This window comes from Cognatundibacterium squillarum (genome assembly GCF_014652435.1).
GTDB lineage: Bacteria > Pseudomonadota > Gammaproteobacteria > Burkholderiales > Burkholderiaceae_D > Undibacterium > Undibacterium squillarum.
On record NZ_BMYU01000003.1, the window covers coordinates 48,915 to 73,732 of the forward strand.

Consider the following 24,818-nt stretch of genomic DNA (forward strand, 5'->3'; position numbering starts at 1 on the left):
GGCCTGCGGGATGTCCATAGTTGCCTGAACCTGCCTGCAAGCCCCGAAAATGCCTCAAATGCGGACTACTGCACAGCAACCCGGCTGTCGTCGGCAGAAAGTCTGGGCCTCCGTGAAAGACGAATGATGATATTTGCACAGTACGAGCGCTGATCTTCCATGGGCAGACATTACCTGCAAGGAAGGTGAACGGAAAAACAAACGCCCCGGTATGCAATTGCACACCGGGGCGTTTTGTTTGTGAGCTTCAGTCCGTGCTTTGTTTCGCTCAGATCACCGCAGCCAGACGCACCCCCTGATTGATGGCGCGTTTGGCGTCCAGTTCGGCAGCAACATCGGCGCCACCGATCAGGTGCACGGTTTTACCGGCGTCCAGCAAACCTTGTTGCAGTGCGCGGTTTGGTTCCTGTCCGGCGCAGATGATCACGTTATCGACCGGCAGCACTTGTTCCTGACCATCAACGGTAATGTGCAGACCGGCGTCGTCGATACGGCGGTAAGTAACACCGGCGATCATGTGTACGCCACGGTTTTTGAGGCCGGTACGGTGTATCCAGCCTGTGGTTTTACCGAGGCCGTCACCGACTTTAGACGTTTTACGCTGCAGCAAAAATACCTGACGCGCCGGGGCTTCGATTTCTGCGTCGCGCAGGCCGCCCGCATTGCGGTATTCCGTATCCACACCCCATTCTGCAAAGAACTTGGCCGGATCGAGGCTGGCGGAAGTGCCGCTGTGGCACAGGTATTCTGCGGTGTCGAAGCCGATACCGCCAGCACCGATAATTGCCACGGATTTGCCCACCGGCTTTTTATCGCGCAGCACATCCAGATAGCCAAGCACTTTGGCGTGTTGTATGCCTTCGATTTCCGGCAGGCGTGGTGTGATGCCGGTGGCCAGTGCGACTTCATCGAAGTCTTGCAGATCTTCTGCGCTGACTTTTTTACCCAGCGCCAGCGTCACGCCGGTTAACTGAATTTGTTTATTGAAATAACGGATGGTTTCGTAAAACTCTTCTTTGCCCGGCACTTGTTTTGCGACATTGAATTGTCCGCCAATTTCAGAAGCCGCATCGAACAGTGTGACCTGATGGCCGCGACGGGCTGCGGTGGTGGCGAATGCCAGACCGGCAGGCCCTGCACCGACCACGGCGATTTTTTTCGGGGTAGTGACTGGCTGATCGCTGATTTCGGTTTCGTGGCAGGCACGCGGATTGACCAGACAGGATGTCAGTTTGCCGCCGAAGGTGTGATCCAGACACGCCTGATTACAGCCGATACAGGTATTGATTTCATCAGCGCGGCCTTGTTCGGCTTTCAGCATGAATTGCGGATCTGCCAGCAGCGGACGTGCCATCGACACCATGTCGCACGCGCCTTTCGCCAGCAAATCTTCCGCCACTTCCGGCGTGTTGATACGGTTGGTTGCGATCACCGGAATCGACACATGTTCACGCACGCCCTGTGTGACCCATGCAAACGCGGCACGCGGTACTTTGGTGGCGATGGTCGGGATACGCGCTTCATGCCAGCCGATGCCGGTGTTCAGCAGCGTTGCACCGGCTTGTTCCACGGCTTTGGCGAGCTGAATCACTTCGTCGCGGGTGGAGCCGCCTTCGACCAGATCCAGCATCGACAGGCGATAAATAATGATGAATTCTTTGCCGACCGCTTCGCGGGTACGGCGCACGATTTCCAGCGGGAAGCGGATACGGTTTTCATAGCTGCCGCCCCATTCATCTTCGCGCTGATTGGTACGCGCAGCGATGAATTCATTGATCAGATAACCTTCGGAACCCATGATTTCCACGCCATCGTATCCGGCTTGTTTCGCCAGCGTCGCGCAGCGTACGAAATCGGCAATAGTTTGCTCGACTTCTTCGGTGGTCAGTGCATGCGGTTTGAACGGGTTGATCGGCGCTTTAATCGCGCTCGGTGCTACCAGATTCGGCTGATACGAATAACGGCCAAAGTGCAGAATCTGCATCGCGATTTTGCCGCCGGCAGCGTGGACTGCATCGGTGACGATTTTATGATGCGCAGCTTCGGCTTCGGTGGTCAGCATTGCGCCGCCGTGCATAGGACGGCCACGTTCGTTCGGCGCAATACCGCCGGTGACCATCAGCGCCACGCCGCCGCGTGCGCGTTCTGCGTAAAACGCTGCCATGCGCTCGAAACCGTTATCCACTTCTTCCAGCCCGACGTGCATCGAGCCCATCAGCAGACGGTTTTTCAGGGTGGTGAAACCCAGATCCAGCGGCTGGGTCAGATGTGGATAAAATGCCATGATTCTTTCCTTTATCAGATGATTTCAGCGCAGCATAGCCAAAGCCCTTCATATATGCAACAAGTTGCATATTAAATTGCCACAACGGGGGTAGTGCGGGTATTCTAGAACCGCTTTCCGGTTTCGATGAATGTTTCTATGTCCCTGCCCCACGCCCTGCTGACTTCCCTGCTTGAAAAGCCTTGCTCCGGCTATGAACTGGCGCGCCGTTTCGATAAATCGATCGGCTTTTTCTGGCATGCCACCCATCAGCAGATTTACCGCGAACTGGCAAAAATGGAAGAAGCCGGCTGGGTCAGCTCAGTGGAAGTGGAAGGTGGACGCGCCGGTAAAAAGGAATTTGCGGTGCTGGATGCCGGTCGTGCAGCCTTGCTGGCATGGCTGCACACACCAAGCGAACCCTTGCATCTGCGCGATGGCCTGATGGTGCGTCTGCGCGCCAGCGCCGTGACCGGTGAGGCTGGCATGCCGGAAGAATTGCAGCGCCGTCTGGCTTTGCATGAAGAACAGCTGGCGGTGTACCGCGCCATTGAGCAGCGCGATTTTCAGGGGACGCTGAGCAAGGAAGCGCGGCTGCAGTACCTGATTCTGAAAGCCGGAATCGCTTACGAAGAAGGCCGCATCAGCTGGACCCGCGAAGCGATTGCCGAATTACAGTCTGCACAGGACTGAACCCACGCTGCTGTATAGCCGCATTACCGCATTTCATACCCCTGTTCCATAGAACATCTGTTCCATAGAGTCATTGTCACAAGACTCAGACAATCCACGCTATCAATTCAACTTACGGTATCGCTGAACGGCGATGCCTTTTCTGAAAAGGATCAGCGATGAAAAAGACCTGGGTAATGCTGGCGATGACAGCAGCGGTACTGAGTGCCTGTGGCGGCGGTGGCAGCGATTCCGGCAACAATAGCAGCAGTTCTTCGGGCAGTGGTTCCGGCAGTGGTTCCGGCTCAGGCAGCGGCACCGTCACGCTGACTGCCAGCATGCAGGAAGCCGTGAATGTGTTTGCAGAAAGCTGGATTGCCACGCAAGCACTGATGCACAGCCATTACTTTCCGTATCTGGCAGCCAATATGACAGGCAAAACCAGCATCAGTTTTCCGAACGGCGGCTCGGCAACTCAGGTCGCTGACACGCTGACCATGAATAAATTTGTCATGAATTTTCCGGCAGATAACAACTATTCCGGCGTTTTACTGGTCACACCGAATGCCAGTGGCATCTACAGCGTCAGCGGAACCGGCATTTCGATCGTTGATAACAGCAATGGCAAACAGTCGATGAACAGCGTTGCGCTGCAGATGAGTGCCAGTGTCACTGCCATCGGCCAGGATACCGACAGCATCAAAATCAGCAATCTGAACGGCACGTATCCGCTGAGCAGCACCAACACTTACATGATCAGCAATACCACTTCAGAAATGAAGAAAACCACGCTGAACAACAGCAATAATTTCAGCGGCAGTAATCTGAACCTGAGTTTTGCGTACACTTACAAACGCAATACCGGCAATAACGTGACGGTCACCAGCACCGTGGAAAATCTGATGATTCCGGCGGACACCAGCTCCACCAAAGGCATTACTAACAATCCTACCGGCGGCCAGTACAGCATTGCGCAAGGCGGCACCGGCAGTTGCGGCACGATCAGTGTCACCTTCCGCTCCGGTAATGCGATCAATCTGATTTGCCAGAAAACAGGCGAAACCCAGACTTTCAACTGGAACGACAGCACCATCACTGCGGCAAAAACCAAAGCCCTTCAGTAATCAGCTGTTCACGCACCGACTCAGCCCGCCCTGCGCGGGCTGTTTTTTTGTCTGTATCGTCTGAACACTGCGGTCATTGTGCAGACATCGTCATTTGTGATTTCCGGAGAGCCGGACTTTCTGCCGACGACCGCCGGATTACTGTGCAGAAGTCCGAAAATCGGGCTAAAAACACTGAAAACCGGTGCTGGCGACGGCCGGAAAAGCCGCACGCCGCATCCTCCGTCACAGAAGATGCGGCGTGCATGGCAGAACGATGCTGTCAGCCGTCAGCGAACGCTGAACTTCAGCCAGCTTTTTTCGCGCTGGTTTTGCGCTGCGGTTTTGCCGGTGCCGGAGCACGGCTGCTCGCCACGGCGGAACCGGCGCTGGCAGGTTTGCTGCGCGGCGTGCCGGTTTTTGTGGCTTTCACCGTTTTGGCTGCAGCAGGTTTGGCTGTGCTGCTGCGCGGTTTTTTGACGGTGGCAGTGCTGCCTGCAGCGGATTTGGCTGCTGCTTTTTTTGCAGCCGGTCTGGCCGGTTTTTTTGCAGGCGATTCCGGCGGCGTTTCGGCTGCCGCTTCTGCCGCCTGCGCTGCCGCGCTGGCTTTTTCCTGCGCCGTTACCTGACTGACCGCTTGCCGGAACTGATCCTGCAATAAATTCCACCATGCTGATGGCGAAGTGAATGCGGTCTTCGCGGCTGCCTGCGCGGCGCTTGCTTCTGCGTCGTCTGTTGCGCTGGCTTGCGGCGTCTCTGCGCTTTCCGGGGTAGACTCTGCAGTCGTTTTTGCTGCCGCTTCAGTAGTTGTCTGCGCAGTGTCAGGACTGTCCGTGCTGCTCTTTGCTTCTGCAGACTGTGGCATAGGCCAGCCACTGCGGCTGGCACTGGCGGCACTGGCAGCGGCTGCCGCAGCGCTTTCCTGCACATTCTGCGCCTGCTGCATAAAATTTTCTCGCAGCGATTGCAGCGCAGACAGCGTGGCACGCTGCACTTCCAGTGTTTGTATCGTGCCGCGTAACATACTCATGTTCACATTCAGCCAGGATTCCACCGTTTTTAAATCCTGAATTTTCTGATCCAGCTCATCCAGCGACATCGGCGGCGTGACCATGCCGGGAACCTGCATACTGCCCCAGAGACGTTTGACCCAGCCTAGCGGATCAGACATACCGGAAGCGCCATCGCTGCCGGAAAAAGGATGATTCATCGTCAACTCCCGTGTGAACTGCCGTTGGTAGAATGTATTTGGAAGGCATGCCAGGTATCGCGCGGTGCGACAGTCAGGACAGCATACGCTGTCTGTATCTTGCATCAGTGATACTAATGCGTCAATCAAGCGCATACGGCAAAGGCTGCGTTACACTTACGTGGTAAGCGTTTTGCGCAACACCGTGCGTCTGACACGCCCATCCTCGTGCTTTCTGACTGAACTGCAAACTCAGGTGAAACCAAATTCCGGCCCTTCTGTTATCCGGCAATTACTGCCTTATCTGACGCTGGCAGCAGTGCTGCACGGTGGCTTGCTGGCTGCGCTTAACGGCGAATGGTTGTCGCAAGAACCCGATGCACCGGCGGCGCTGCAGATCAGTCTGACGGAGGCAGCACCCGCGCCCGTACCTGAAGTTGCGCAAGCGGCGACGCAGGCTGCAAAAAAATCCGGGCAGCCTGCGAAGTCAGCGGCGGCTGGCGGTTCACCACGCCGCGCTGCGATCCGCGCTCCGACGCAGCCCGTCATCGCCGATGCGGTGATTGCCGCAGAACCGGTTTTACCGCTGGCTGACAGCAGCCTGATCCCCGCGCTGTCTGCAGTTACTGCAACCACTGCCAGCACAGACGATGCTCACAAAATCAGCGCAGGGAATGGTAATGCTGCTGAAGCGCAGGGCGTCAGTGCTGCCGACGATGCGCCGCGCCTGAGTACAACACAGATCATCGCGCCGCCATCCGTGACGATGCAGATGCGTATCGTGCGCGAAACGCCGGGACAAAATCCCATGTACGGCGTCGGTGAAGTGCGCTGGCAGCATGACAGCCAGCATTACCGGCTGGAACTGAATGCCGGACTGGATTTGCTGCTGACTTCGGTCACGCTGTATCAGTCGGTCAGCGAAGGGCAAATTACTCAGGCTGCGCTGCAACCACGCATCCTCAGCGAAAAACGGCGCGGCCGCAGTGAAACCGCGACGCATTTTGACCGTAGTGGCGCGACGGTGACCTTTTCGTCTTCGAATAAAACACTTGCACTGCATTCCGGCGCACAAGACCGCGCCAGCGTACTATTGCAACTGGCAGCGCTGGGCAAAGCTGATCCGGGCTGGTTTCAGGCGGGACGACGTTTCCGGATTCAGGTTGCGGAAGACCGCGATGCAATGGATTTTGTATTTGAAGTGGTGGAAGAAACCACGCTGAAAACCAGCGCAGGCACTTATCGCTGCTGGCATTTACGCAGACCACCACTGGCGGGCAAATACAATTCTGCACTGGATATCTGGCTGGCACCGGATCTGCACTGGCTGCCGGTGCAGATCCGCAATACAGAAAGCCATGGCGCAGTCACCACACAAACCCTGCGCAGTACGGAATGGAGTTCACCCTCATGAAAAAAATATTGATACGCAGTTTGCTGAGCCTGATGCTGCTGGGCAGCGCTGCAGCACACGCCGCTGAAGCTGCCGCATTTTCGCTGGCACCGTCTGCAGAATTGCGTTACACGATTAAAGCCAAACAAAGCGGTATTCCGGTCAGTGGCAATGCCACCGTGCAATGGCAGGCGGACGATAAAAAATACAGCGTCCACAGCGAAACCCGCGCCATGCTGATCGGCAAAATTCTCGATACCGGCAGCCGTGGCAGCATTGACAGTTTCGGTCTGGCACCGGATCAGTTTAATGAAAAGCGTTTCAATAAACCGGAAACCATCACCACGTTTGACCGCGCTAAAAAGACGCTTAAGTTTTCAGCATCCGAGCAAACCTATACGCTGAAAGGCGGCGAGCAGGATCGCAGCAGCGCGGTATGGCAAGTGATTGCGCTGATCCGCGCCAATCCGGATAAAGCCGTCACCGGACAGGAATGGAAATTATTCGTGGCCGGACGCCGCGATGCCGATCCGTGGACTTTCCGTGTGGTCGGCAATGAAACCCTGCAAACGGCGATGGGCCCGCAAGCCTGCCTGCATTTAAGCAAAGCACCACCGGCAGATTCCAAAGACCAGCAACTGGATATCTGGCTGGCACCCGGTCTGGACTGGTATCCGGTGCGTTTGCGCTTCAGCGATGCGGATGGTGACTTCGTTGATCAGACTTTGGAAAGCCTGAAAAAGACAGGCGTAGGTTCTTAATTTTCGGGAAAGTTTTATAAAATTTCCGGAGCGCAATATCGTTCCGGACAGAAACAGGACGGTTTCATTTCCACATGGAAATGAAACCGTTTTTTTTCGCAGAAAGTTTGCATTTTTTCACGCTCACGTCAGACAGTTCGTCTATCCTATTGGGTTATTACGTTTAGTTACAATTTCCTGCCCACTGCGAATGATGCCTACGCCAGCGCCATTTTCTGCATTCCGCATCCGTCAGCGCCGGCGCGTTGCCGCCCGCCCTTCGGTCTGCTGTGATCTGGCATTTATTCCGGCAGTCAGCGCTTCACTGCAGCAATTCGGCGACCGCTATCTGCACAGAATTTTCACACCTGCAGAAATTCAGGACGCCCGTCCCGGCAGCAGCGGTTTTGCCGCCAGTCTGGCAGCGCGCTTTGCCGCGAAAGAAGCCTGCTTCAAATTACTGAATCCGGATGCTGACACCGCGTTACCGTGGAAACAGGTGGAAGTCGTGCGTCCGCGCGGTCGTGCGCCATTCATACGTCTGCATCAGGATTTACGTCACATTGCTGCAAGGCAAGGGATTTACTATATTACAGTCAGCCTCAGCCACGATCAGGATTACGCGATTGCGGTTGCCAGCGCTGGCTGACATTCTTAAAAAAACAGATAACAATCACTTTTCAAAAAAGGGGAATAACGATGAGCAAAGATACTATCCGTCAGATTCTGAAAGACCACGGCAAATTCACCGTCGATGTCGCCACACTGTCTGATGACGCAGATTTGTACGAAGCCGGTATGACATCGCACGCCAGTGTGAATGTGATGCTGGCACTGGAAGATGCATTTGATCTGGAATTTCCTGACCGCATGCTGAAACGCAGCGTGTTTGAAAGCATCAGCGCGATTAACGCAGCGATTGAAGAACTGAAAGGCTGATCATGTGCACCGCCCTCACACTGACGGAACAGGTAAAGCAGATCGCGAATGATGTCGCGGCTGTGCATGCCGATGCAGTAGACCGCGAAGCACGTTTCCCGCACGAAGCCATCGCTGCGCTGAAACAGGCCGGACTGATGAGCGCCTACGTGCCGCAATCCCTCGGCGGTGCCGGCGTCAGCCTGCGCGAGCTGGTGGTGATGTGCGATACGCTGGCGCGTGCCTGCGCATCCACGGCCATGATTTTCGCGATGCACCAGATTCAGGTGATTACGATCGTCGATCATGCACCGGATGATGCATGGTTCAGCCAGTATCTGCGCGATCTGGTGCAGCATCAGTATCTGATTGCATCGGTTACGTCGGAAGTGAATGTGGGCGGTGAAATGCGCCGCAGTCAGTGTGCAGTGGAAAGCGATGGCCAGCGTTATCACGTGGTCAAAGATGCGACCACCATTTCTTACGGCGCGCAAGCCGATGATTTACTGCTGACCGCACGCCGCAATGCGGAGGCAGGCCCGAGCGATCAGGTACTGATTCTGTTGCGCAAAGGCGATTTCACGCTGGAACAAAAAGGTAACTGGGACACCATGGGCATGCGCGGCACCTGCAGCCCGCCGTTTCTGGTCACTGCCAGCGGCGATGCCGCGCAAATCATGAAAGTGCCGTTCGGCGATATGTCGGCACGGACTGTCGTTCCGGTTTCGCATTTACTGTGGGGCGGTTGCTGGAGCGGTTGCGCATCGGCTGCAGTCAACAAAGCACGCGCTTTTGTGCGCAAACAGGCGCGCAGCAAACCGGGCACCGTACCGCCAACCGCGACCCGTCTGGCGGAACTGGTCAGCATGCTGCAGGGCTTGCGCAGCGCGGTGGAAGCCTGTCTGCATGAATATGAAGTCTTGTCAGCCCGTGAAGATGCAGCGACCGGCCCGTTGTCGTCGATAGGCTACTCGGTGCGGATGAATAATCTGAAAATTGATGCGACTGAAGAATTACCGCGCATCGTGCAAAAAGCCCTGTCGATCTGCGGCATTGTGGCCTATAAAAACGGTACACCGTTCAGCATGAACCGCCATGTACGCGACAGTTTGTCCGCGATGCTGATGGTGGGCAATGACCGCATTCTGGCAACCAATGCCAATCTGCTGCTGGTACTCAAAGACGACTGATAAGGAGAACAAACAATGTCTGCTGATTTTACGCCTGAAGGCTTGCACGATGATCTGGTGGCTGCCGGCCACATTATTCCTGTCGGTGTACAGGGCATTTTCGGACGCGGTCCGGTGTTTGAACAAGTGCTGCGCCAGTTTGATGATTATGTATCGCGCGTCGCTGCGCCGGATCTGGCAACACGGATGTCGTTTCCGCCTTGCCTTGATCGCAAAGTGCTGGAACGCAGTGAATATCTGGATTCTTTCCCGCAACTGGCCGGTACGATTTTCAGCTTCACCGGCAATGATGCGCAACACAAAGAATTGTCTGAGAATGTGCATGAAGGCCGTCCGTGGACCCATCTGCAAACCATGACAGCAGTTTGCCTCACACCGGCTGCCTGCTATCCGGTGTATCCGAGCTTTACCGGCACGCTGCCGGAAGGCGGCCGTCTGGTGGATATGCAGAACTGGGTATTCCGTCACGAGCCATCGCCGGAACCAACCCGTATGCAGTCTTTCCGCGTGCGTGAATTCGTGCGTGTCGGTACGCCGGATGTGGTGGTTGCATGGCGTGATCTGTGGCTGCAGCGCGGTCTGGAAATTCTGACTTCGCTCGGTCTGCCTGCGCGTGCCGAAGTCGCTTCCGATCCTTTCTTCGGTCGCGGTGGCCGTATGCTGGCAGCGAATCAGCGCGAACAGCAACTGAAGTTTGAAATTGTGGTGCCGGTGATCTGGCAGGAAAAACCGACCGCGGTGTGTTCCTTCAATTACCATCAGGATCACTTCGGTAAGCTGTTTGAAATTCAGAACCCGAACGGCGATACCGCACACACGGCCTGCCTCGGCTTTGGTCTGGAACGTATCGTGATGGCACTGTTCCGCACCCACGGTATGCAACTGGCAGACTGGCCAGCCAGCGTCAGGGAGCAACTGGGCTTATGAGCGTCGCCGCCTTTCGTCCCGCACTGGAAAACGGCTATCAGGCGCATGCGCTGCATGCGCCCGACTGCGAATGGGCGGAAACCAATTGCTATATTGATGTCTGGGTAGAGTTGCTGCACAGCCTCGGCCTGAATCCGCTGGCCTGTTTATCCATGGTGTTTGCCAATGATTTTGACGGCGATCAGTGGACGTTTTACAAGCCGCCACATGAAGATTTATTCACGCTGTACGGTATCGATGTACAGGAACTGAATGTCTGGCGCGGCTTGCTGCCGAATGCGCTGACGCAGCTGGAGCGCGGCCGTCTGGTGCTGACCGAAAGCGATGCGTTCTGGCTGCCGGATACAGCCGGTACTGATTACCGTACCAATCATGTGAAAACCACGATTGCGATTCAGGAAATCGACGTCGCAGCACAAAAGCTCGGTTACTTCCACAACAGCAGTTATCACGTGCTGCAGGGTGAAGATTTCGTGGAAACTTTCCGCGTCGGCAAACCGTATGATCCGGCTTTCATGCCGCTGTTTGCCGAATTTGTGCGCACCGACCGCAAACAGATTTTGCCGGAAACCGAACTGGCTTCGCGTGCGCTGACGCTGCTGCGCAAGCATGTGGCGCGTCGTCCTGAGCACAATCCGGTGCAGGCGTTTGCGCCGGTGTTTTTGCAGGAGGTGGATCGTTTAAAAAAGGAAGGCATGGGCGCTTATCATGCGTATGCGTTCGCCAATCTGCGCCAGCTCGGTGCCGGATTTTCGCTGGGTGGTGAAATGCTGCGCTGGCTGACAGCGCAGCAACAGGGCGATTTTTCTGAAGCTGCCGCAGCATTCGCTGCCATTTCCGCCACCACCAAAACCCTGCTGATGAAAACAGCGCGTGCCGTAATGAGTCCGCGTGTCGTCGATCTGGCTGGTCTGGTGGATGAACTGAGCACCCATTACAGCCACGGTATGACAGCGCTGGAAGCGGCGCTGAACGCCGCTAATGTGCAGAAATAATCATGCAGGCTTTTCTCTCCCCCAGCGTTTCTGCCGTGGACAGCCAGTGGGCTATGCAGATCACCGCATCCGGGCAGTTTTCAGCCCCTTCCGCACTGAACTGGCAGGCTGCACTGACTGCGCAGCCGCCCTGCACTGCCGCGTCGGTATACCGCGCTGCGAATCAGGCTTTACCGGAACCGCTGGATCAGCATGATGTATGGTTTCAGACCACGCTGACGCTGCCGGAGGATCTGGCCTTTCTGCATTTTGATGGCCTGGCCGGACCGGCACAGATTTTCTGGAATGATGTGCAGATCGGGCAATCTGAGAATATGTTCATGCGCTGCAGCCTGCCGGACAGCCTGTTCGGTGCACAACGCAGCGGTACGCTGACCCTGTATTTTCCGGCGCTGAACACTGTGCTGGCGCAACGCCGTCCGCGTCCGCACTGGAAAACCCGTCTGGTCGAACAGCAGCAATTGCGCTGGCTGCGCACCAGTCTGCTCGGACGTATGCCGGGCTGGTCACCGACCGGTGCACCCGTCGGGCCGTATCGTCCGGTCTGGTTTGAGCGACGTCAGACCTGGCGCATCAGCCAGCTCCGCTTGCAACCGGAACTGCATGGCCATGATGGCTATGTCCGCTTTCACGCCGATATTCAGCAAACGCACAAATTGAAACGCGCTTTACTGCACGTCGGCCCGCACAGCGCGGAACTCAGCATCCTGCCGCAGGATGCGCAGCGCAGCGAATTGCAGGGCGAATTATTTTTCCCCGAACCGCAGCGCTGGTGGCCGCATACGCACGGCACACCGCATCTGTACACCTGCCTGCTGGAACTGGAAGGCGAAGACCAGCATCTGATGCTGCCGCTCGGTGAAACCGGTTTCCGCAGCCTGCACGCGGATCAGCAGGATGGCGGCTACACCGTGTATGTGAACGATGTCGCAGTATTCTGCCGTGGTGCCTGCTGGACACCGGCGGACGTCACGCGCTTATACGCTGAACCGGCGTCGCTGCGCCAGCATCTGCAACTGGCACGTGATGCCGGTATGAATATGCTGCGTCTGCCGGGCACAATGCAGTTTGAGCAGGATGATTTTTATCAATTGTGTAATGAGATGGGCATCATGGTCTGGCAGGACATGATGTTCGCGAATATGGATTATCCGGTGGGCGATGCAGCGTTTGCAGATATGGTTGCGGCAGAGTCTGCCGCTTTCCTGCAACGCACCCAGTCTGCAGTCTGCCTTGCCATCATTTGCGGCAACAGCGAAGTCGAACAACAGGCAGCAATGCTTGGTCAGCCTGCAGAGAACTGGCGTAATCCTTTCTTCAGCGACACCTTACCGGCGCTGTGCAAACAATGGCGGCCGGATTTGCTGTATATCCCGTCCAGCCCCAGCGGCGGCGTGATGCCGTTTCAGGTGGATGCCGGTATTGCGCATTACTTCGGCGTTGGCGCTTATCTGCGCACGCCGGATGATGCACGTTTATCCGGTGTGCGTTTCACCTCGGAATGTCTGGGCTTTGCGAATATGCCGGAAGACAGTCTGCTCGACCGTATGCATGGCAACGGTGACAGCCCCGGCGCACACCCGTCATGGAAACAGGGTGTGCCGCGTGATCACGGCACTGGCTGGGATTTTGAAGATGTGCGCGATCATTATCTGACGCAAATGTATCAGACGGATGCAATGCGCCTGCGTTATGCCGACCGCGAACGCTATCTGGCGCTGACGCGCCGCGTAACCGGTCAGTTAATGGAACAAACCCTGCAAACCTGGCGGCGTTCCGGTTCTGCCTGCCACGGTGCATTAATCTGGTTCTGGAAAGATTTGCGCGAAGGTGCAGGCTGGGGCGTGGTGGATGCGCACGGACAAGCGAAAGCCGCTTACTACTATCTGAAGCGCAGCATGGCAGCCCAAACGGCTTTTCTGACCGATGAAGGTTTAAACGGTCTGGCCTGCCATGTCGTGAATGACAGTGCGCAGACCATGCGCGGCACGCTGACACTGCGTTTGCTGCGCTTACCTGCGACGACGACCGCTGAAGTCAGTCTGCCATTGGAACTGGCACCGCACAGTCAGTGGCAGCAGCGAGCCGATGCCTTGCTGCCTTACTTCATGGATACCGCGTATGCCTACCGCTTCGGGCCGGTCAGCCATCAGGTCGCCGCCGTACACTGGCAGGCTGAAGACGACGCGGCAGGCAGCATTGCAGGCTATGCATTTCCGGCTGGCCATGTGTTACCTGCCGAGTCGCAAGCCAGCGTAACACTGCAAGTTATTGATCAGACAGCACAGCAAGCGCAGATTCGTCTGTGCAGCGACCGCTTCCTGCAGGCGGTGCATCTGCAGGCAAACGGCGTGCAGTGCAGTGACAATTATTTCCATTTATATCCGGGCGTGCCGCATACGCTGCAGCTGTCCGGCGCTGCTGCCAACACCCGTTTGCAACTGAGTGCGCTGAATCTGAACGGCGTGCTGAAACTGGCCTTCCCTGCGGAGGCCGCAACGTGACCACCATGTTTCATCCTCCTGCTGCACAGGCTTTCTGGCTGGGCGACGCTGCCGCACCGATGCTCGCGCATTATCATCCGGCGCAACACAACAGCAAACTCAGCCGCCGCTGCGGCGTGGTGCTGTGCGCACCGTTCGGCCATGAATACATGGTCAGTTATCTGTCACTGCGTATGCTGGCAGCACGCTTATCAGCGGCCGGTTTTGATGTCCTGAGTTTTGATTACCAAAATACCGGTGATGCTGCCGACATCAGCAGCGCACAGATTGCGGCATGGCAGGACAATATCCGCACCGCCGCTGCGTGGCTGCGTGAACAGGCGCAGGTACAGCATTTGTGTCTGGCCGGTTTGCGCTTCGGCGCTTTGCTGGCAGCCAGTGTCAGTGCGGATTGCCGCGCTGATGGCTTATTGCTGTGTGCACCGGTGATCAGTGGCCGTGCCTATGCGCGCGAATTGCAGGTGCTGCGCAATATGGGTTTGCCGGAAGAAGTACTGGCTACCATGTCGGCCGAAGAGCTGACCGGATATACCTTTCCGCAAGAAACCCGCAGCGCAATGGCCGCGCTGGATCTGAAAAAAATGGCGGTACCGGCGTGTCCGGTATTACTGCTGAGCCGCGATGATATTGAAGGTCAGGAAGCCGCACTGGCTGCGCAATGGCAGCAGCAACATGATGCAGTCAGCTTTTCTGCAGTGCCCGGCTATCAGGCCATGATGCAGGTGGACGCGCACAGCAGCGTGGTACCGCATGCGATGTGGCAGCATTGTACAGACTGGCTGAGCAGCCAGTTTCCGGAAATACATGCAGCGACGACAGCCCCGAAATTAACCGCATCTGCCAACGAAGCACAATGGCTGCAGAGCGCAATCGCTGTCCATGAACAGATCGTGCATTTCGACGGCATGGAAGGTGTGCTGAGTCTGCCGCAAGAACCGGATACACGCAAACCTGCAGTGATTCTGTGCAATATTGGTGCTAATCACCGTACCGGTAATCACCGTCTGTATGTGAAGCTGGCTCGCGCCCTGATACAGCAAGGCTTCACTGTGCTGCGCTTCGATAAATCCGGTATCGGTTACAGCCGCGCTACCGCAGCGGGTAATCATAATGATGTGCATGCCGCTGATGGTGTTGCGGACATCCGTGCGGCGATGGATTTTCTGGAGCAGCAGGGTTATCAGGAATTTGTGCTCGGTGGTTTGTGTTCCGGCGCTTACTTCGCATACAGCACCAGTCTGGCAGACAAACGTATCTGCGGTCTGATGCTGATGAATCAGCTGGTGTATGTCTGGAATCCGGAAGAAACCATAGAACAGCGACGCCAGACGTCGATTAAATCGTCCAGTTTTTACGTCAAAGCATTGCGTGATCCGGCCACATGGAAACGCTTGTTCAGCGGCGATATCCATTTCGGTCTGATCTTTTCCAAACTGACCGGCCGCATTCTGAAACGGCTGGCGGCGATTGCGCACAAGCTGACAGAAAACTGGTTGCCGGTTCCGTTCTTACTGAGCCCGGAAGCCCGCCATCTGCGTGCATTTTGTGCGCTGGGCAAGCATGTGCTGATGGTGATGGATGCCGGCGATGCCAGCGTGGATCTGATGACAGAAAAATTCGGGCGGCACGCTGCGCTGCTAAGACGCAGCAGCCGCTTTGATATGCGGATACTGCGCGGCGCGGATCACACATTCACGCCGCTGGATGCTCAGCAAAAAGTAATCAGCTATCTGACGAAACAGCTGCAGCAGCGTTTTGGCGATTCCGCTGCATAGTCGGCAGGATATAGCGCCAGACCACCACGGTTTCGAAAATCTCCACCGCAATCAGTGCCACAATCGCTCCCGCCGCTGCCAGATACGGCAGCGTTGCGGTGGTGATACCAATCACCAGCAGCAAAGTCACTGTGCCGAGGAAAAACATCGAACGGAATTCGCCGCCGCTCATCAGCCATGATGTGCCGATGGTGCGCGCCGAATTCACCGCAAAGTATGCGCCCCACAGCATGATCAGCGGGTCCAGTCCGTCGTATTTATTGCCGATCACATGACGCTCCAGCCACGGCAGCGTCAGCAGCATAAAGCCGACATACATCAGCACCACTGCTTCGATACCGGCCAGTGAAAACCAGGTCAGCTTGCGCAAGCCAGGCCAGTCATGCGCCGCCATCAGGCGCGCCGCTTCCGGCCTTGCCACACGCACCCATGCTGCCACCGCCAGCGGAATCGGCATTAACAATAAACGCGCTGCATTCAGGTCTGCGATCGCACTCAGACCCAGCCAGATACCGGACAGGTAGATATAACTGTAATTCGATAACCAGCCGACAATCACACCGGCCACAGCCCAGCGGCCATGTCCCTGAATTTCAGTCTGATGGTTTTGCAGAATAATGCTGTCTTCGTCGCTGATGGCTGTATCGCCACCGGTCAGCTGTATCAGGCGCTGCCTTCCGAACAATGCACACAGGGCAGAACAGCCTGCCAGCATGAACATAATCGGTGCCACCGCCATATCACCTTCATGATACAGCCATGCCAGACCTCCCAGCACCGCAACCACATACACGATGTCCTGACGCAGTACGCTGCGGATATCGGACATAATAAAGCCAACGGTACGTCCGTATTCACGCAAACCGTTACCAATGACATACGCGCCGAAAGCTGCGCCGAGCAGTAAGGCTTTATCCGCATGATGCGTGGCCGCCGGTACAAATTCGACAATCAGAAATGCGGTCAGCCCCATCAGCACTGTCCAGAAAATCTGCTTGGCCCAGTAACGGCGCAACAGATTTTTGCGTGTGCTGGCATGCACTGCGCTGGCGACTGTGGTCAGCGGGCCGGCAATCCAGGAATCGACAATCAGTCCGGCCAGCAAGCCACCGGAATACAATTGCCCGTACAAGCCATACTCTTCCTTGGTGGCGAGGCGGATCAGTACCGCTCCGATCAGAAAATTCAGGGCGCTGAGCATGCCCTGATCAATGACCGATAATACCGAGGCAGAGAGAAATTTTTTATGAAAAGTCATGCGCTTGCGTTAACATCGTCCTATGCCCGCTGACGGGCACTGCGCCGCACATTTCATGTGCCCGGCCGGAACAAAGATTGAATAAATTACACTTTTATGAAAATACTAAGTAACAACAACGACACAGCACTGGTCTTATTCAGTGGTGGTCAGGATTCTACTACGTGCCTTGCCTGGGCATTGTCACGTTATGCACGCGTTGAAACAATTGGTTTCGATTATGGACAAAGACATGCCATTGAGTTAACCGTCCGCCCGGCACTGTTGGAAAAAATGCGTACATTCTCGCCGGAATGGGCCGCACGCCTCGGCGAAGATCACATGATAGACCTGTCGCTGATTTCGCAGTTATCGCATACCGCAATGACCGAAGATATCGCAATTGAAATGCAGGCCAACGGTTTGCCAAATACTTTCGTACCCGGCCGTAACCTGATGTTCATGATGGTGGCTGCCACACTGGCGGTGCGCCGTGGTCTGAATGTGCTGGTCGGCGGCATGTGTGAAACCGATTTTTCCGGCTATCCGGATTGCCGTGATGACACCATGAAAGCGCTGCAGGTTGCACTGAATCTGGGCATGGCAACCCGCATGAAGCTGGAAACCCCGCTGATGTGGATTGATAAATCCCAGACCTGGGAACTGGCAGAAGATCTGGGTGGCGCGGCGCTGGTGGATCTGATCCGTCAGGATACCCATACCTGCTATCTGGGTGAGCGCGGCGCACTGCATGACTGGGGCCATGGCTGCGGTACGTGTCCGGCCTGTGAACTGCGCGCACGTGGCTATCAGCAATATCGTGACCGCGTGTAAGTCTGACGTTAGCTTTCCGATTTAAGCTGACAACATGTTTTTGTGAACGGAAAACGGAATCCACCATGCTGATTGCCATGATCACTGATCTGCACGCCAATCTGGAAGCCTTACAGGCTTGTCTGGCGCATGCCGCTGAACGCCGCGTCAGTCAGTTTGCGTTTCTCGGTGATCTGGTTGGCTACGGGGCGGAACCTGCTGCAGTGACCAGTCTGGTCATGGAATATGCTGCGCGAGGTGCCTGGGTGTTACAGGGCAACCACGATGCAGCATTATTTCAAAGCGATACTTCTTCTATGCATCCGGCTGCGCGGCAGGCGTTGGAATGGACACGTTCGCAACTGAATGCTGAGCAATTGTCGTTTTTACGCAATCTGCCTTACCGCATAGAAAAAGACGATTTGCTGCTGGTGCATGCGAACGCATGGGCACCGGAAAAATGGGAATACATCGATGGCGTGATGGAAGCGATGCGCAGTATGCACGCCTGCAAAGCGCAGATTACCTTCTGCGGCCACGTGCATATTCCGACGCTGTACCACATGACCATGACCGGCAAAACCGGTGAATTTCTGCCAGCACCGGAACATTCCATACCGCTGAGTAAACAGCGCCGCTGGCTGGTGATTCCGGGTTCTGCCGGACAGCCGCGCGACGGCAATCCTGCCGCTTGTTACGCCACCTTTGATACAGATACACAAGAACTCACGTTTTACCGCGTACCCTACGACTATGAAACCGCCGCCGGCAAAGTAACTGCCGCCGGCTTACCCGCATCACTGGCAAAACGACTACTGACAGGGGAATAGTATGCGCGCACCGAGCCTGCAACCCGGTATGGAATTTGACGGTTACCGTCTGGAAGAAAAATTGCATACCGGCGGCATGGCTGCGCTGTGGCGTGTCACCGATCTGCGCAACCGCCATGCGGGCAAACCCGGCATGGAAAACGGTGTGCCGCCGCTGATCATGAAAGTCCCGTTGCTGTTTTCCACCGATGATCCGACCGCGATCGTGGCATTTGAAGTCGAACAGATGATTATGCCGAAACTGAAAGGCCCGCATGTGCCGCGCTATTTCGGTTCCGGTGACTTTGATGCGCAGCCGTATATCGTGATGGAACAGATTGCCGGTGAATCTTTACGCGCCCGCTTCGACCGTTCACCGCTGCCGCTGGAAGAAGTGGTGCAGGCCGGAATTCAGGTCGCGTATGCACTGCATGATTTACATCGCCAGCATGTGATTCATCTGGATATCAAACCCAGCAATATCATGTTCCGCGGACCGATTGCGGTGCTGATTGATTTCGGTTTATCGCGCCACGATAAACTGCCGGATTTGCTGGATGAAGAATTCCGCCTGCCGATGGGAACCGGCCCGTATATCTCGCCGGAGCAAGTGCTGGGTGTGCGTAATGAACCGCGCAGCGATTTGTTTGCACTGGGCGTGCTGATGTATCACCTTGCCACCGGCGAGCGTCCGTTCGGCCACCCGACTTCCGTCGCCGGTCTGAAAAAACGTTTATACCGTGACCCGATCCCGCCGCGCTCACACCGGCCGGATTTACCACCGTGGTTTCAGGAAATCGTTCTGCGCTGTCTGGAAGTGCAGCCGTCCGACCGTTTTGATACCGCTGCCCAGCTGGGTTTTTTACTGCAGAATCCGGACCAGATTCCACTGACCGAACGGGCAGAAAAACAATCGCAGGATGGCTTGTTATCGGTGATGAAACGCCGCCTGAAAGCCGCCGGTAAAGAACCTGTGCTTGGTCACAGTATTTCAGAACAGTTAGCCAAATCGCCGATGATTGTGGTGGCGCTGGATTTAACCCACGGCACGGAAGCACTGGCAGAAAGCCTGCGTTCCGTCACGCGCCGTATGCTGCAAACCGAACCCGGCGCGCGGCTGGCCTGCCTGACAGTGCGCAAAACCAGCCGCATCGGCATGGACGAAAGCCTGATACAGCAAGGGGAAAATATTCACGTCAAACAACTGGTGGAATTAAAACACTGGGCGCGGCCTTTGCAACTGAGCGCCGGAAAAATCACGTATCACGTGCTGGAAGCACCGGATACCGCCGGTGCAATTATTGACTATGCGCAGGCAAATGAAGTCGATCACATCATCATCGGTTCACGCGGCAGTTCTGCGATCCGCCGATATCTGGGCAGCGTGTCAGCGCAAGTGGTAGCGGAAGCGAACTGTACCGTGACCGTGGTCAAAACACCGGATCAGAAGTCCTGAATCCGCGCTGTGTTTGCGGCAAAACGTCAACGACCTGAATCGATTGATTTATCAATCAATAAATTGATAAATTATTTCGCAGTTTCTTCCGTACGGCCTTTACGTGCACGGAATTCCACAGCGGCTGCAGCATCTTCGCGGTAAGAAAACCGGACTTGTCCGCGCCAGAATTCCGCAATCACCAGCATGCCGGCGGAAATCGCATCATGCTCATAACGCGAAAACGGTTTCTGATAACGGCTGATCAGCGTGCCCTGCACTTCACCCTGCAAGTCCTCCAGCGCATCGCGGATTTTTTCCGGCTCCGTGGTTTGCGCCTGCTGCACGGCTGCGCGCAGTATCTGCAAGGCATCATAGGTTTGCGCTGCGATGGCCGCTGCCGGTGCCGAACGGCCGCCGTTACTTTGCTGATACGATTGCGTGAATTGTTTGCTGCGCGCGGAATCATGTTCCAGATAACTGAGCGGCATCCGCACGCCTTCGGCACTGTCGCGTGCCAGACTGGTGAAGCTGCGCGTTGCCAGTGCCGCACTGCCTGCCATCGGCAGCACAAAGCGGCTGCGCTGCAACTGATCTGCGACCATCGCTGCCGTTGCCGGTTTGCCGTACACCAGCACCATGCGGGCACCGGCACTGTTAATCTGACGCAGCAATGCGGAACCATCATGCGGCCCCTGTCCCAGTGACACCGTCACCACCGGCTGCACATGACGGCGCGTCATTTCATTCAGCAGACTTTCTTTGCCTGCCAGCCCTTCCGGGCTCTGGTCATGCAGCAAAGCAATCGCTGTGATTTTGCGTTTATCCAGAATGTCATGCAGCAAGGCTTCCTGCTGCACGCTGTCGCTGGCAGCAACGCGGAATACAAAACTGTCCGGTAAAGCCGGTGGCATCCAGGATTGCGGCAAGACATTGCCGCTGGCGGCGGTCAGTAACAAGGGAATACGTGCTTCCTGACATACCGGTGCGGCCTGCATCGCGCTGGCGGTATCGGATAAACCAATCACTGCCACGACTTTATCTTTTTCGATCAGTTCACGGGTCAGCACCGAGGTCTGACCGGCATTCGACTGATCATCTTTTTCCACCAGCTCAACCTGACGACCGAGAAAGCCGCCCTGACGGTTAATCTCCAGCACGAAGGTGCGCGCCGCTCCGCGCATGCTCTCGCCGGCGGCGGTATCCGGTTTGCCGGACAGCGAGGCGATCAGGCCGATGCGGATCTTTGCTTCCTGCGCTGCAGCCAGCGGACTCAGGGTCATCGCTGCCAGCACACAGGGCAGCAGCATCAGTAACTGACGTCGGGAGCGAAGCGGTAAGGTCTTCATAGCGTGGAGGCAAGTGGCAGCAAAACAATGCAAGATTACCATGTGATGCATGATCAGGTCACAACAGGGATTGTGATGCCGCAAACTTTGACGCAGGCTATCCCTGCGGCATCCGGCTGACCTGAGAGCGCTTCAGGCTGAAGCGTATGCAAGTCACCCGAACTGTGCAGCCATCGTCATTTACCATTTTCTGAAGCCCGGACTTTCTGCCGGTGACCGCCGGATCGCTGTGCTGAACACCGCATTTGCGGCATTTTCGTGGCCTGCAGAGCTGGCTGAGCAAATTTGCCCGACAGCAAAACAAAAAGCCGCGCAGCGGCGGCTTCGGTCTGAAAAAATGAAGCGACGGATCAGTACACGCGCTGACCACTGCGCCAGACACCGAGCACGACCGGAATACCGTCGTGCACCCGCACGCGCAGGAAGTCGGCACGCAGGCCGGTGGCGATTTGTCCGCGGTCATCCAGTGCGATCGCGGCTGCCGGTGTTGCGCTGACGGTGGCAATTGCTTCCGGCAGTGAGTAACCGTATTGCTGCAGCATGAACGCTGCCTGCAGCAGACTGGCTGGCACATAGTCGGATGAAAACATATCCAGCAAACCTTCGCGCGCCAGCTCTGCCGCGGACACATTGCCGGAATGCGAACCGCCGCGCACACAGTTCGGCGCACCCATCACCACGGCCAGTCCGTGTTCGCGGGCGGCGCGGGCGGCGGCGATAGTGGTCGGAAATTCGCTGATGCACACACCATCCGCCACACCTTCCAGCACATGCTCCGGCGTGGTGTCATCGTGGCTGGCCAGCGGCAGATTGCGTCCGTCGCGGCCGCACATCGCGACCGCCAGACGACGGTTTTCCGCCACATGACGCTGCTGCCGTTCTGCCAGCACCGCCAGCATCTGATCGACTTTTTCATGGCTCCAGCCGCGCTTGCCGGTGACGTAAGTGCGGTAGTGATCGATATCGCTCCACTGACGCTGACCGGGTGTGTGGTCCATCAGCGACACCAGCGCCAGCCGTTCATCCAGCATAAATGGTGCGAGTAAGCCGGGCAGGTCAGGCTCAGCAAGTTCGAGGCGTAAATGCAGTAAATGTTCTGCGCGCAGCAAACCGGCGGCGGCAGCGCTGGCCAGTCCCTGCGCACAGGGTTGCAGCGACTGATTGCGCAGGCTGTCGGGATCGATGTCGCCAACCGATAAGGCATCGAGCACGGTGGTGATACCGGCGGCAATCACTTGCGCATCATGCGCGATGATGGCGGGCAGCACCGGCCAGTTGACCTTGGGGCGCGGCATCAGGTGTTTTTCCAGATTGTCGGTATGGATTTCGACCAGACCGGGAATCAGGTAATCGCTTTCCCAGTCTTCGCCCGTAGTACCGCTGTTGCCGGTATCCACGCTACTGATGCGGCCGTGGCTGGTGCTGAGTGAACCGCTGAGAACCTGGTTGTGCAGAACCAGTCTGGCATTACGAATAAAAACAGGAGCAGATAAATTCTTCACAGCAACAATCCCGACATTTCCGGTGATTCACAACCTTATCATGATTTGCGGCAACACAGCATCCACATTCAGGAAAAAGGCACAATACGAACAAATTGTAACATTTTAATAATTGGCAAAAATGTATTCTAGGAGATCACCCTCCGGTTTGCATAGAGCAAGCACAAAATTTTTTCTGACTGAAACCTGATTTTTCGATGCAATCTTCTCCACCAGGCTTGTTACATTAAATGATATTCGCATAAAGACGCGGACACGGATGCAACATTCCGGCCATGTTTGCTGCGATATCAGGGCTGGCTGCGGTAACGCAGTTGCCCGGGTCTGAAGAAAGCTGCATCATCAAATCACCCTGCTTACCATTTGATACGGACCACTGACCCATGAAACATCTGACGAGTGCCCTCACAGTAATTGGCCTGCTGGCTTGCGGACATGCAGCCGCGGAAGACACGCTGGCAAAAATCCGCCGCACCGAAACCCTGCAGATCGGTGTGCGCGAAACGCCGCCGTTTGCCTTTACCGATGCGAATAAACAAGCCACCGGATATGCGGTGGAATTGTGTCAGCGCATTGCGGACGGTATCCGCAAAGAGCTGAAACTGCCGGGCATGAAAATTCAGTATGTACCGATTGATTCCGTGACACGTTTCAGTGCGCTGGTTGAAAACAAAATTGATATCGAATGCGGCAGCACGACCAACAATGCAGAACGCCGTCAGAAATACGGCTTCACGATTCCGCATTTTTTCTCGTCTGTGAAAGCGCTGGTGCGCACCGACAGCGGCATCCGCAACTGGGGCCAAATGCGTGAAAAAACCGTGGTCACCACACGCGGCACAACTACTGTGCAATTGCTGAATTCGAAAAACGAAATCAGCGCGCTGCGTATGAAGCTGACCGAAAGCGCCAGCGATCAGGAATCTTTCCGTATGGTCGAAGAGAAAAAAGCCGATGCGTTTCCGATGGATGATGTGCTGCTGTACAGCCTGAAAGCGGAAAGTAAAAATCCGGCCGATTTCCAGATCATCGGCGAACCATTATCGGTGGAACCGTATTCCATCATGTTCCGCAAGGGCGACCCTGCGTTCAAAAAAATCGTCGATGCGGAAATGCTGAAGCTGGTGCATGACGGCGATATTTATAAAATTTACGACCGCTGGTTTATGAAACCGATCCCGCCGAAAAATGCGAATCTGAAAATGCCGATGAGCTTTTTGCTGCGCGATTCGCTGCGTTTCCCCAGCGACCAGTTAGGAGATTAATTCTTGAGCATACGTTACGCCCTGTATTTTGCGCCGGAGCCACACAGTCTGTGGTGGGATGCCGGTTGCCGCTGGCTGGGGCGTGACCCGCTGACCACCGCAGAATTGCCGCAGGTGCGTTTGCCGGATGTGCATCCGCGCGTTCTGCACACCTTAACCCGCGATGCCCGCCGTTACGGTTTTCATGCAACACTGAAAGCGCCGTTCCGGCTGGCGGACGGGCACAGTCTGAGCACGCTGGAAAATCTGCTGCAGCAATTCACTGCGCAGCGCGCGCAGGTAACCATTCCGTCGCCGCGCGTCAGTCTGCTGCGTCAGTTTCTGGCGATACTGCCGGGCGAACCGCAGGATGAAATCAACCGGCTGGCGATGGATTGCGTGCGGGAATTCGATCATTTGCGCGCGCCGCTGACACCGGATGAGCTGGCACGCCGCCAGCGCCAGCAACTCAGTGCGCGCCAGTTGCGGCTGTTATCGCACTGGGGTTATCCGTACACCGAAGAAGAGTATCAGTTTCACATCACGCTCAGCGACAGCCTGCACAATACCGATTCTGCCGATGCCATCGTCGCCGCGGCACAGCGCTTCTTTGCGATCAGCGAACCGCTGGTGATCCGCAGTATTGCGCTGTTCACCGAAGCCGAACCGGGTGCGGATTTCATGCTGCACCGGCATTTCCGTTTCGGTGTCTGAAGCCTGCCACCGGCTGTGCGACAATGCCGGCCTGTTTCCTTTTGCT

General features: G+C 56.2%; 21 protein-coding genes. 16 read left to right on the top strand and 5 right to left on the bottom strand.

Annotated features, from left to right (window positions below):
- Positions 1-268 precede the first annotated feature (268 nt).
- On the bottom strand, positions 269-2,284 hold the full coding sequence (locus IE092_RS07340; protein ID WP_189356408.1) for an NADPH-dependent 2,4-dienoyl-CoA reductase: 2,016 nt from the start codon (positions 2,282-2,284) through the stop codon (positions 269-271).
- A 138-nt stretch (positions 2,285-2,422) separates the two neighbouring features.
- On the opposite strand from IE092_RS07340, the gene IE092_RS07345 reads away from it, so the two are divergent.
- Complete coding sequence (locus IE092_RS07345; protein WP_189356409.1) at positions 2,423-2,956, top strand: PadR family transcriptional regulator; 534 nt, start codon at positions 2,423-2,425, stop codon at positions 2,954-2,956.
- 158 nt (positions 2,957-3,114) lie between these two features.
- On the top strand, positions 3,115-4,059 hold the full coding sequence (locus IE092_RS07350; RefSeq protein WP_189356410.1) for a hypothetical protein: 945 nt from the start codon (positions 3,115-3,117) through the stop codon (positions 4,057-4,059).
- Positions 4,060-4,345: 286 nt separating this feature from the next.
- Here IE092_RS07350 and IE092_RS07355 read toward each other — a convergent pair whose 3' ends face one another.
- Complete coding sequence (locus IE092_RS07355; protein ID WP_189356411.1) at positions 4,346-5,248, bottom strand: PhaM family polyhydroxyalkanoate granule multifunctional regulatory protein; 903 nt, start codon at positions 5,246-5,248, stop codon at positions 4,346-4,348.
- 184 nt (positions 5,249-5,432) lie between these two features.
- Here IE092_RS07355 and IE092_RS07360 point away from each other — a divergent pair, with 184 nt between their 5' ends.
- From IE092_RS07360 to IE092_RS07400, 9 genes are all read left to right on the top strand, one after another.
- A complete protein-coding gene (locus IE092_RS07360) occupies positions 5,433-6,641 on the top strand; it encodes a DUF3108 domain-containing protein (RefSeq protein ID WP_189356412.1) in 1,209 nt (402 codons plus the stop codon).
- Positions 6,638-7,381 (top strand): DUF3108 domain-containing protein, encoded by a 744-nt coding sequence (locus IE092_RS07365; RefSeq protein WP_189356413.1) that lies wholly within the window; start codon positions 6,638-6,640, stop codon positions 7,379-7,381. The genes IE092_RS07360 and IE092_RS07365 overlap by 4 nt, the downstream gene beginning before the upstream one ends.
- 190 nt (positions 7,382-7,571) lie before the next feature.
- Positions 7,572-8,009 (top strand): holo-ACP synthase, encoded by a 438-nt coding sequence (locus IE092_RS07370; protein ID WP_189356414.1) that lies wholly within the window; start codon positions 7,572-7,574, stop codon positions 8,007-8,009.
- 50 nt (positions 8,010-8,059) lie between these two features.
- Complete coding sequence (locus tag IE092_RS07375) at positions 8,060-8,299, top strand: acyl carrier protein (RefSeq protein WP_189356415.1); 240 nt, start codon at positions 8,060-8,062, stop codon at positions 8,297-8,299.
- A 2-nt stretch (positions 8,300-8,301) separates the two neighbouring features.
- Positions 8,302-9,468 carry an acyl-CoA dehydrogenase family protein gene (locus IE092_RS07380; protein WP_189356416.1) on the top strand — a complete coding sequence of 389 codons (1,167 nt, stop codon included), beginning with the start codon at positions 8,302-8,304 and terminating at the stop codon, positions 9,466-9,468.
- A gap of 15 nt (positions 9,469-9,483) precedes the next feature.
- On the top strand, positions 9,484-10,395 hold the full coding sequence (locus IE092_RS07385) for an amino acid--[acyl-carrier-protein] ligase (protein WP_189356417.1): 912 nt from the start codon (positions 9,484-9,486) through the stop codon (positions 10,393-10,395).
- Positions 10,392-11,390 (top strand): DUF1839 family protein, encoded by a 999-nt coding sequence (locus tag IE092_RS07390; RefSeq protein WP_189356418.1) that lies wholly within the window; start codon positions 10,392-10,394, stop codon positions 11,388-11,390. Before IE092_RS07385 ends, IE092_RS07390 begins: the two co-directional genes overlap by 4 nt.
- Before the next feature lie 2 nt (positions 11,391-11,392).
- Positions 11,393-13,894 carry a glycosyl hydrolase 2 galactose-binding domain-containing protein gene (locus IE092_RS07395; RefSeq protein ID WP_189356419.1) on the top strand — a complete coding sequence of 834 codons (2,502 nt, stop codon included), beginning with the start codon at positions 11,393-11,395 and terminating at the stop codon, positions 13,892-13,894.
- Positions 13,895-13,899: 5 nt separating this feature from the next.
- Positions 13,900-15,669 (top strand): serine aminopeptidase domain-containing protein, encoded by a 1,770-nt coding sequence (locus tag IE092_RS07400; RefSeq protein WP_229793112.1) that lies wholly within the window; start codon positions 13,900-13,902, stop codon positions 15,667-15,669.
- Here the strand turns inward: IE092_RS07400 and IE092_RS07405 are convergent.
- Positions 15,617-16,927, bottom strand: a complete 1,311-nt coding sequence (locus IE092_RS07405; RefSeq protein ID WP_189356421.1) for a lipopolysaccharide biosynthesis protein — start codon at positions 16,925-16,927, stop codon at positions 15,617-15,619. The genes IE092_RS07400 and IE092_RS07405 overlap by 53 nt on opposite strands.
- A gap of 96 nt (positions 16,928-17,023) precedes the next feature.
- Between IE092_RS07405 and queC the strand changes: the two genes are divergently transcribed.
- From queC to IE092_RS07420, 3 genes are all read left to right on the top strand, one after another.
- The gene (queC, locus tag IE092_RS07410; protein WP_189356422.1) at positions 17,024-17,740 is read left to right on the top strand and encodes a 7-cyano-7-deazaguanine synthase QueC; all 717 of its coding nucleotides are present in this window, start codon (positions 17,024-17,026) and stop codon (positions 17,738-17,740) included.
- 65 nt (positions 17,741-17,805) lie between these two features.
- The gene (locus tag IE092_RS07415) at positions 17,806-18,549 is read left to right on the top strand and encodes a metallophosphoesterase family protein (protein ID WP_189356423.1); all 744 of its coding nucleotides are present in this window, start codon (positions 17,806-17,808) and stop codon (positions 18,547-18,549) included.
- Position 18,550: 1 nt separating this feature from the next.
- Complete coding sequence (locus tag IE092_RS07420; protein WP_189356424.1) at positions 18,551-19,984, top strand: bifunctional serine/threonine-protein kinase/universal stress protein; 1,434 nt, start codon at positions 18,551-18,553, stop codon at positions 19,982-19,984.
- A 71-nt stretch (positions 19,985-20,055) separates the two neighbouring features.
- Here IE092_RS07420 and IE092_RS07425 read toward each other — a convergent pair whose 3' ends face one another.
- Both IE092_RS07425 and IE092_RS07430 read right to left on the bottom strand, forming a co-directional pair.
- Positions 20,056-21,312, bottom strand: coding sequence for an ABC transporter substrate-binding protein (locus tag IE092_RS07425; protein WP_189356425.1), 1,257 nt, complete (start codon positions 21,310-21,312; stop codon positions 20,056-20,058).
- A gap of 350 nt (positions 21,313-21,662) precedes the next feature.
- Complete coding sequence (locus tag IE092_RS07430; RefSeq protein WP_189356426.1) at positions 21,663-22,814, bottom strand: alpha-D-ribose 1-methylphosphonate 5-triphosphate diphosphatase; 1,152 nt, start codon at positions 22,812-22,814, stop codon at positions 21,663-21,665.
- Between the two features lie 383 nt (positions 22,815-23,197).
- Between IE092_RS07430 and IE092_RS07435 the strand changes: the two genes are divergently transcribed.
- Together IE092_RS07435 and IE092_RS07440 are read left to right on the top strand one after the other, a co-directional pair.
- Positions 23,198-24,079, top strand: coding sequence for an amino acid ABC transporter substrate-binding protein (locus IE092_RS07435; protein WP_189356427.1), 882 nt, complete (start codon positions 23,198-23,200; stop codon positions 24,077-24,079).
- Positions 24,080-24,082: 3 nt separating this feature from the next.
- The gene (locus IE092_RS07440; RefSeq protein ID WP_189356428.1) at positions 24,083-24,772 is read left to right on the top strand and encodes a DUF1045 domain-containing protein; all 690 of its coding nucleotides are present in this window, start codon (positions 24,083-24,085) and stop codon (positions 24,770-24,772) included.
- Positions 24,773-24,818: the final 46 nt, after the last annotated feature.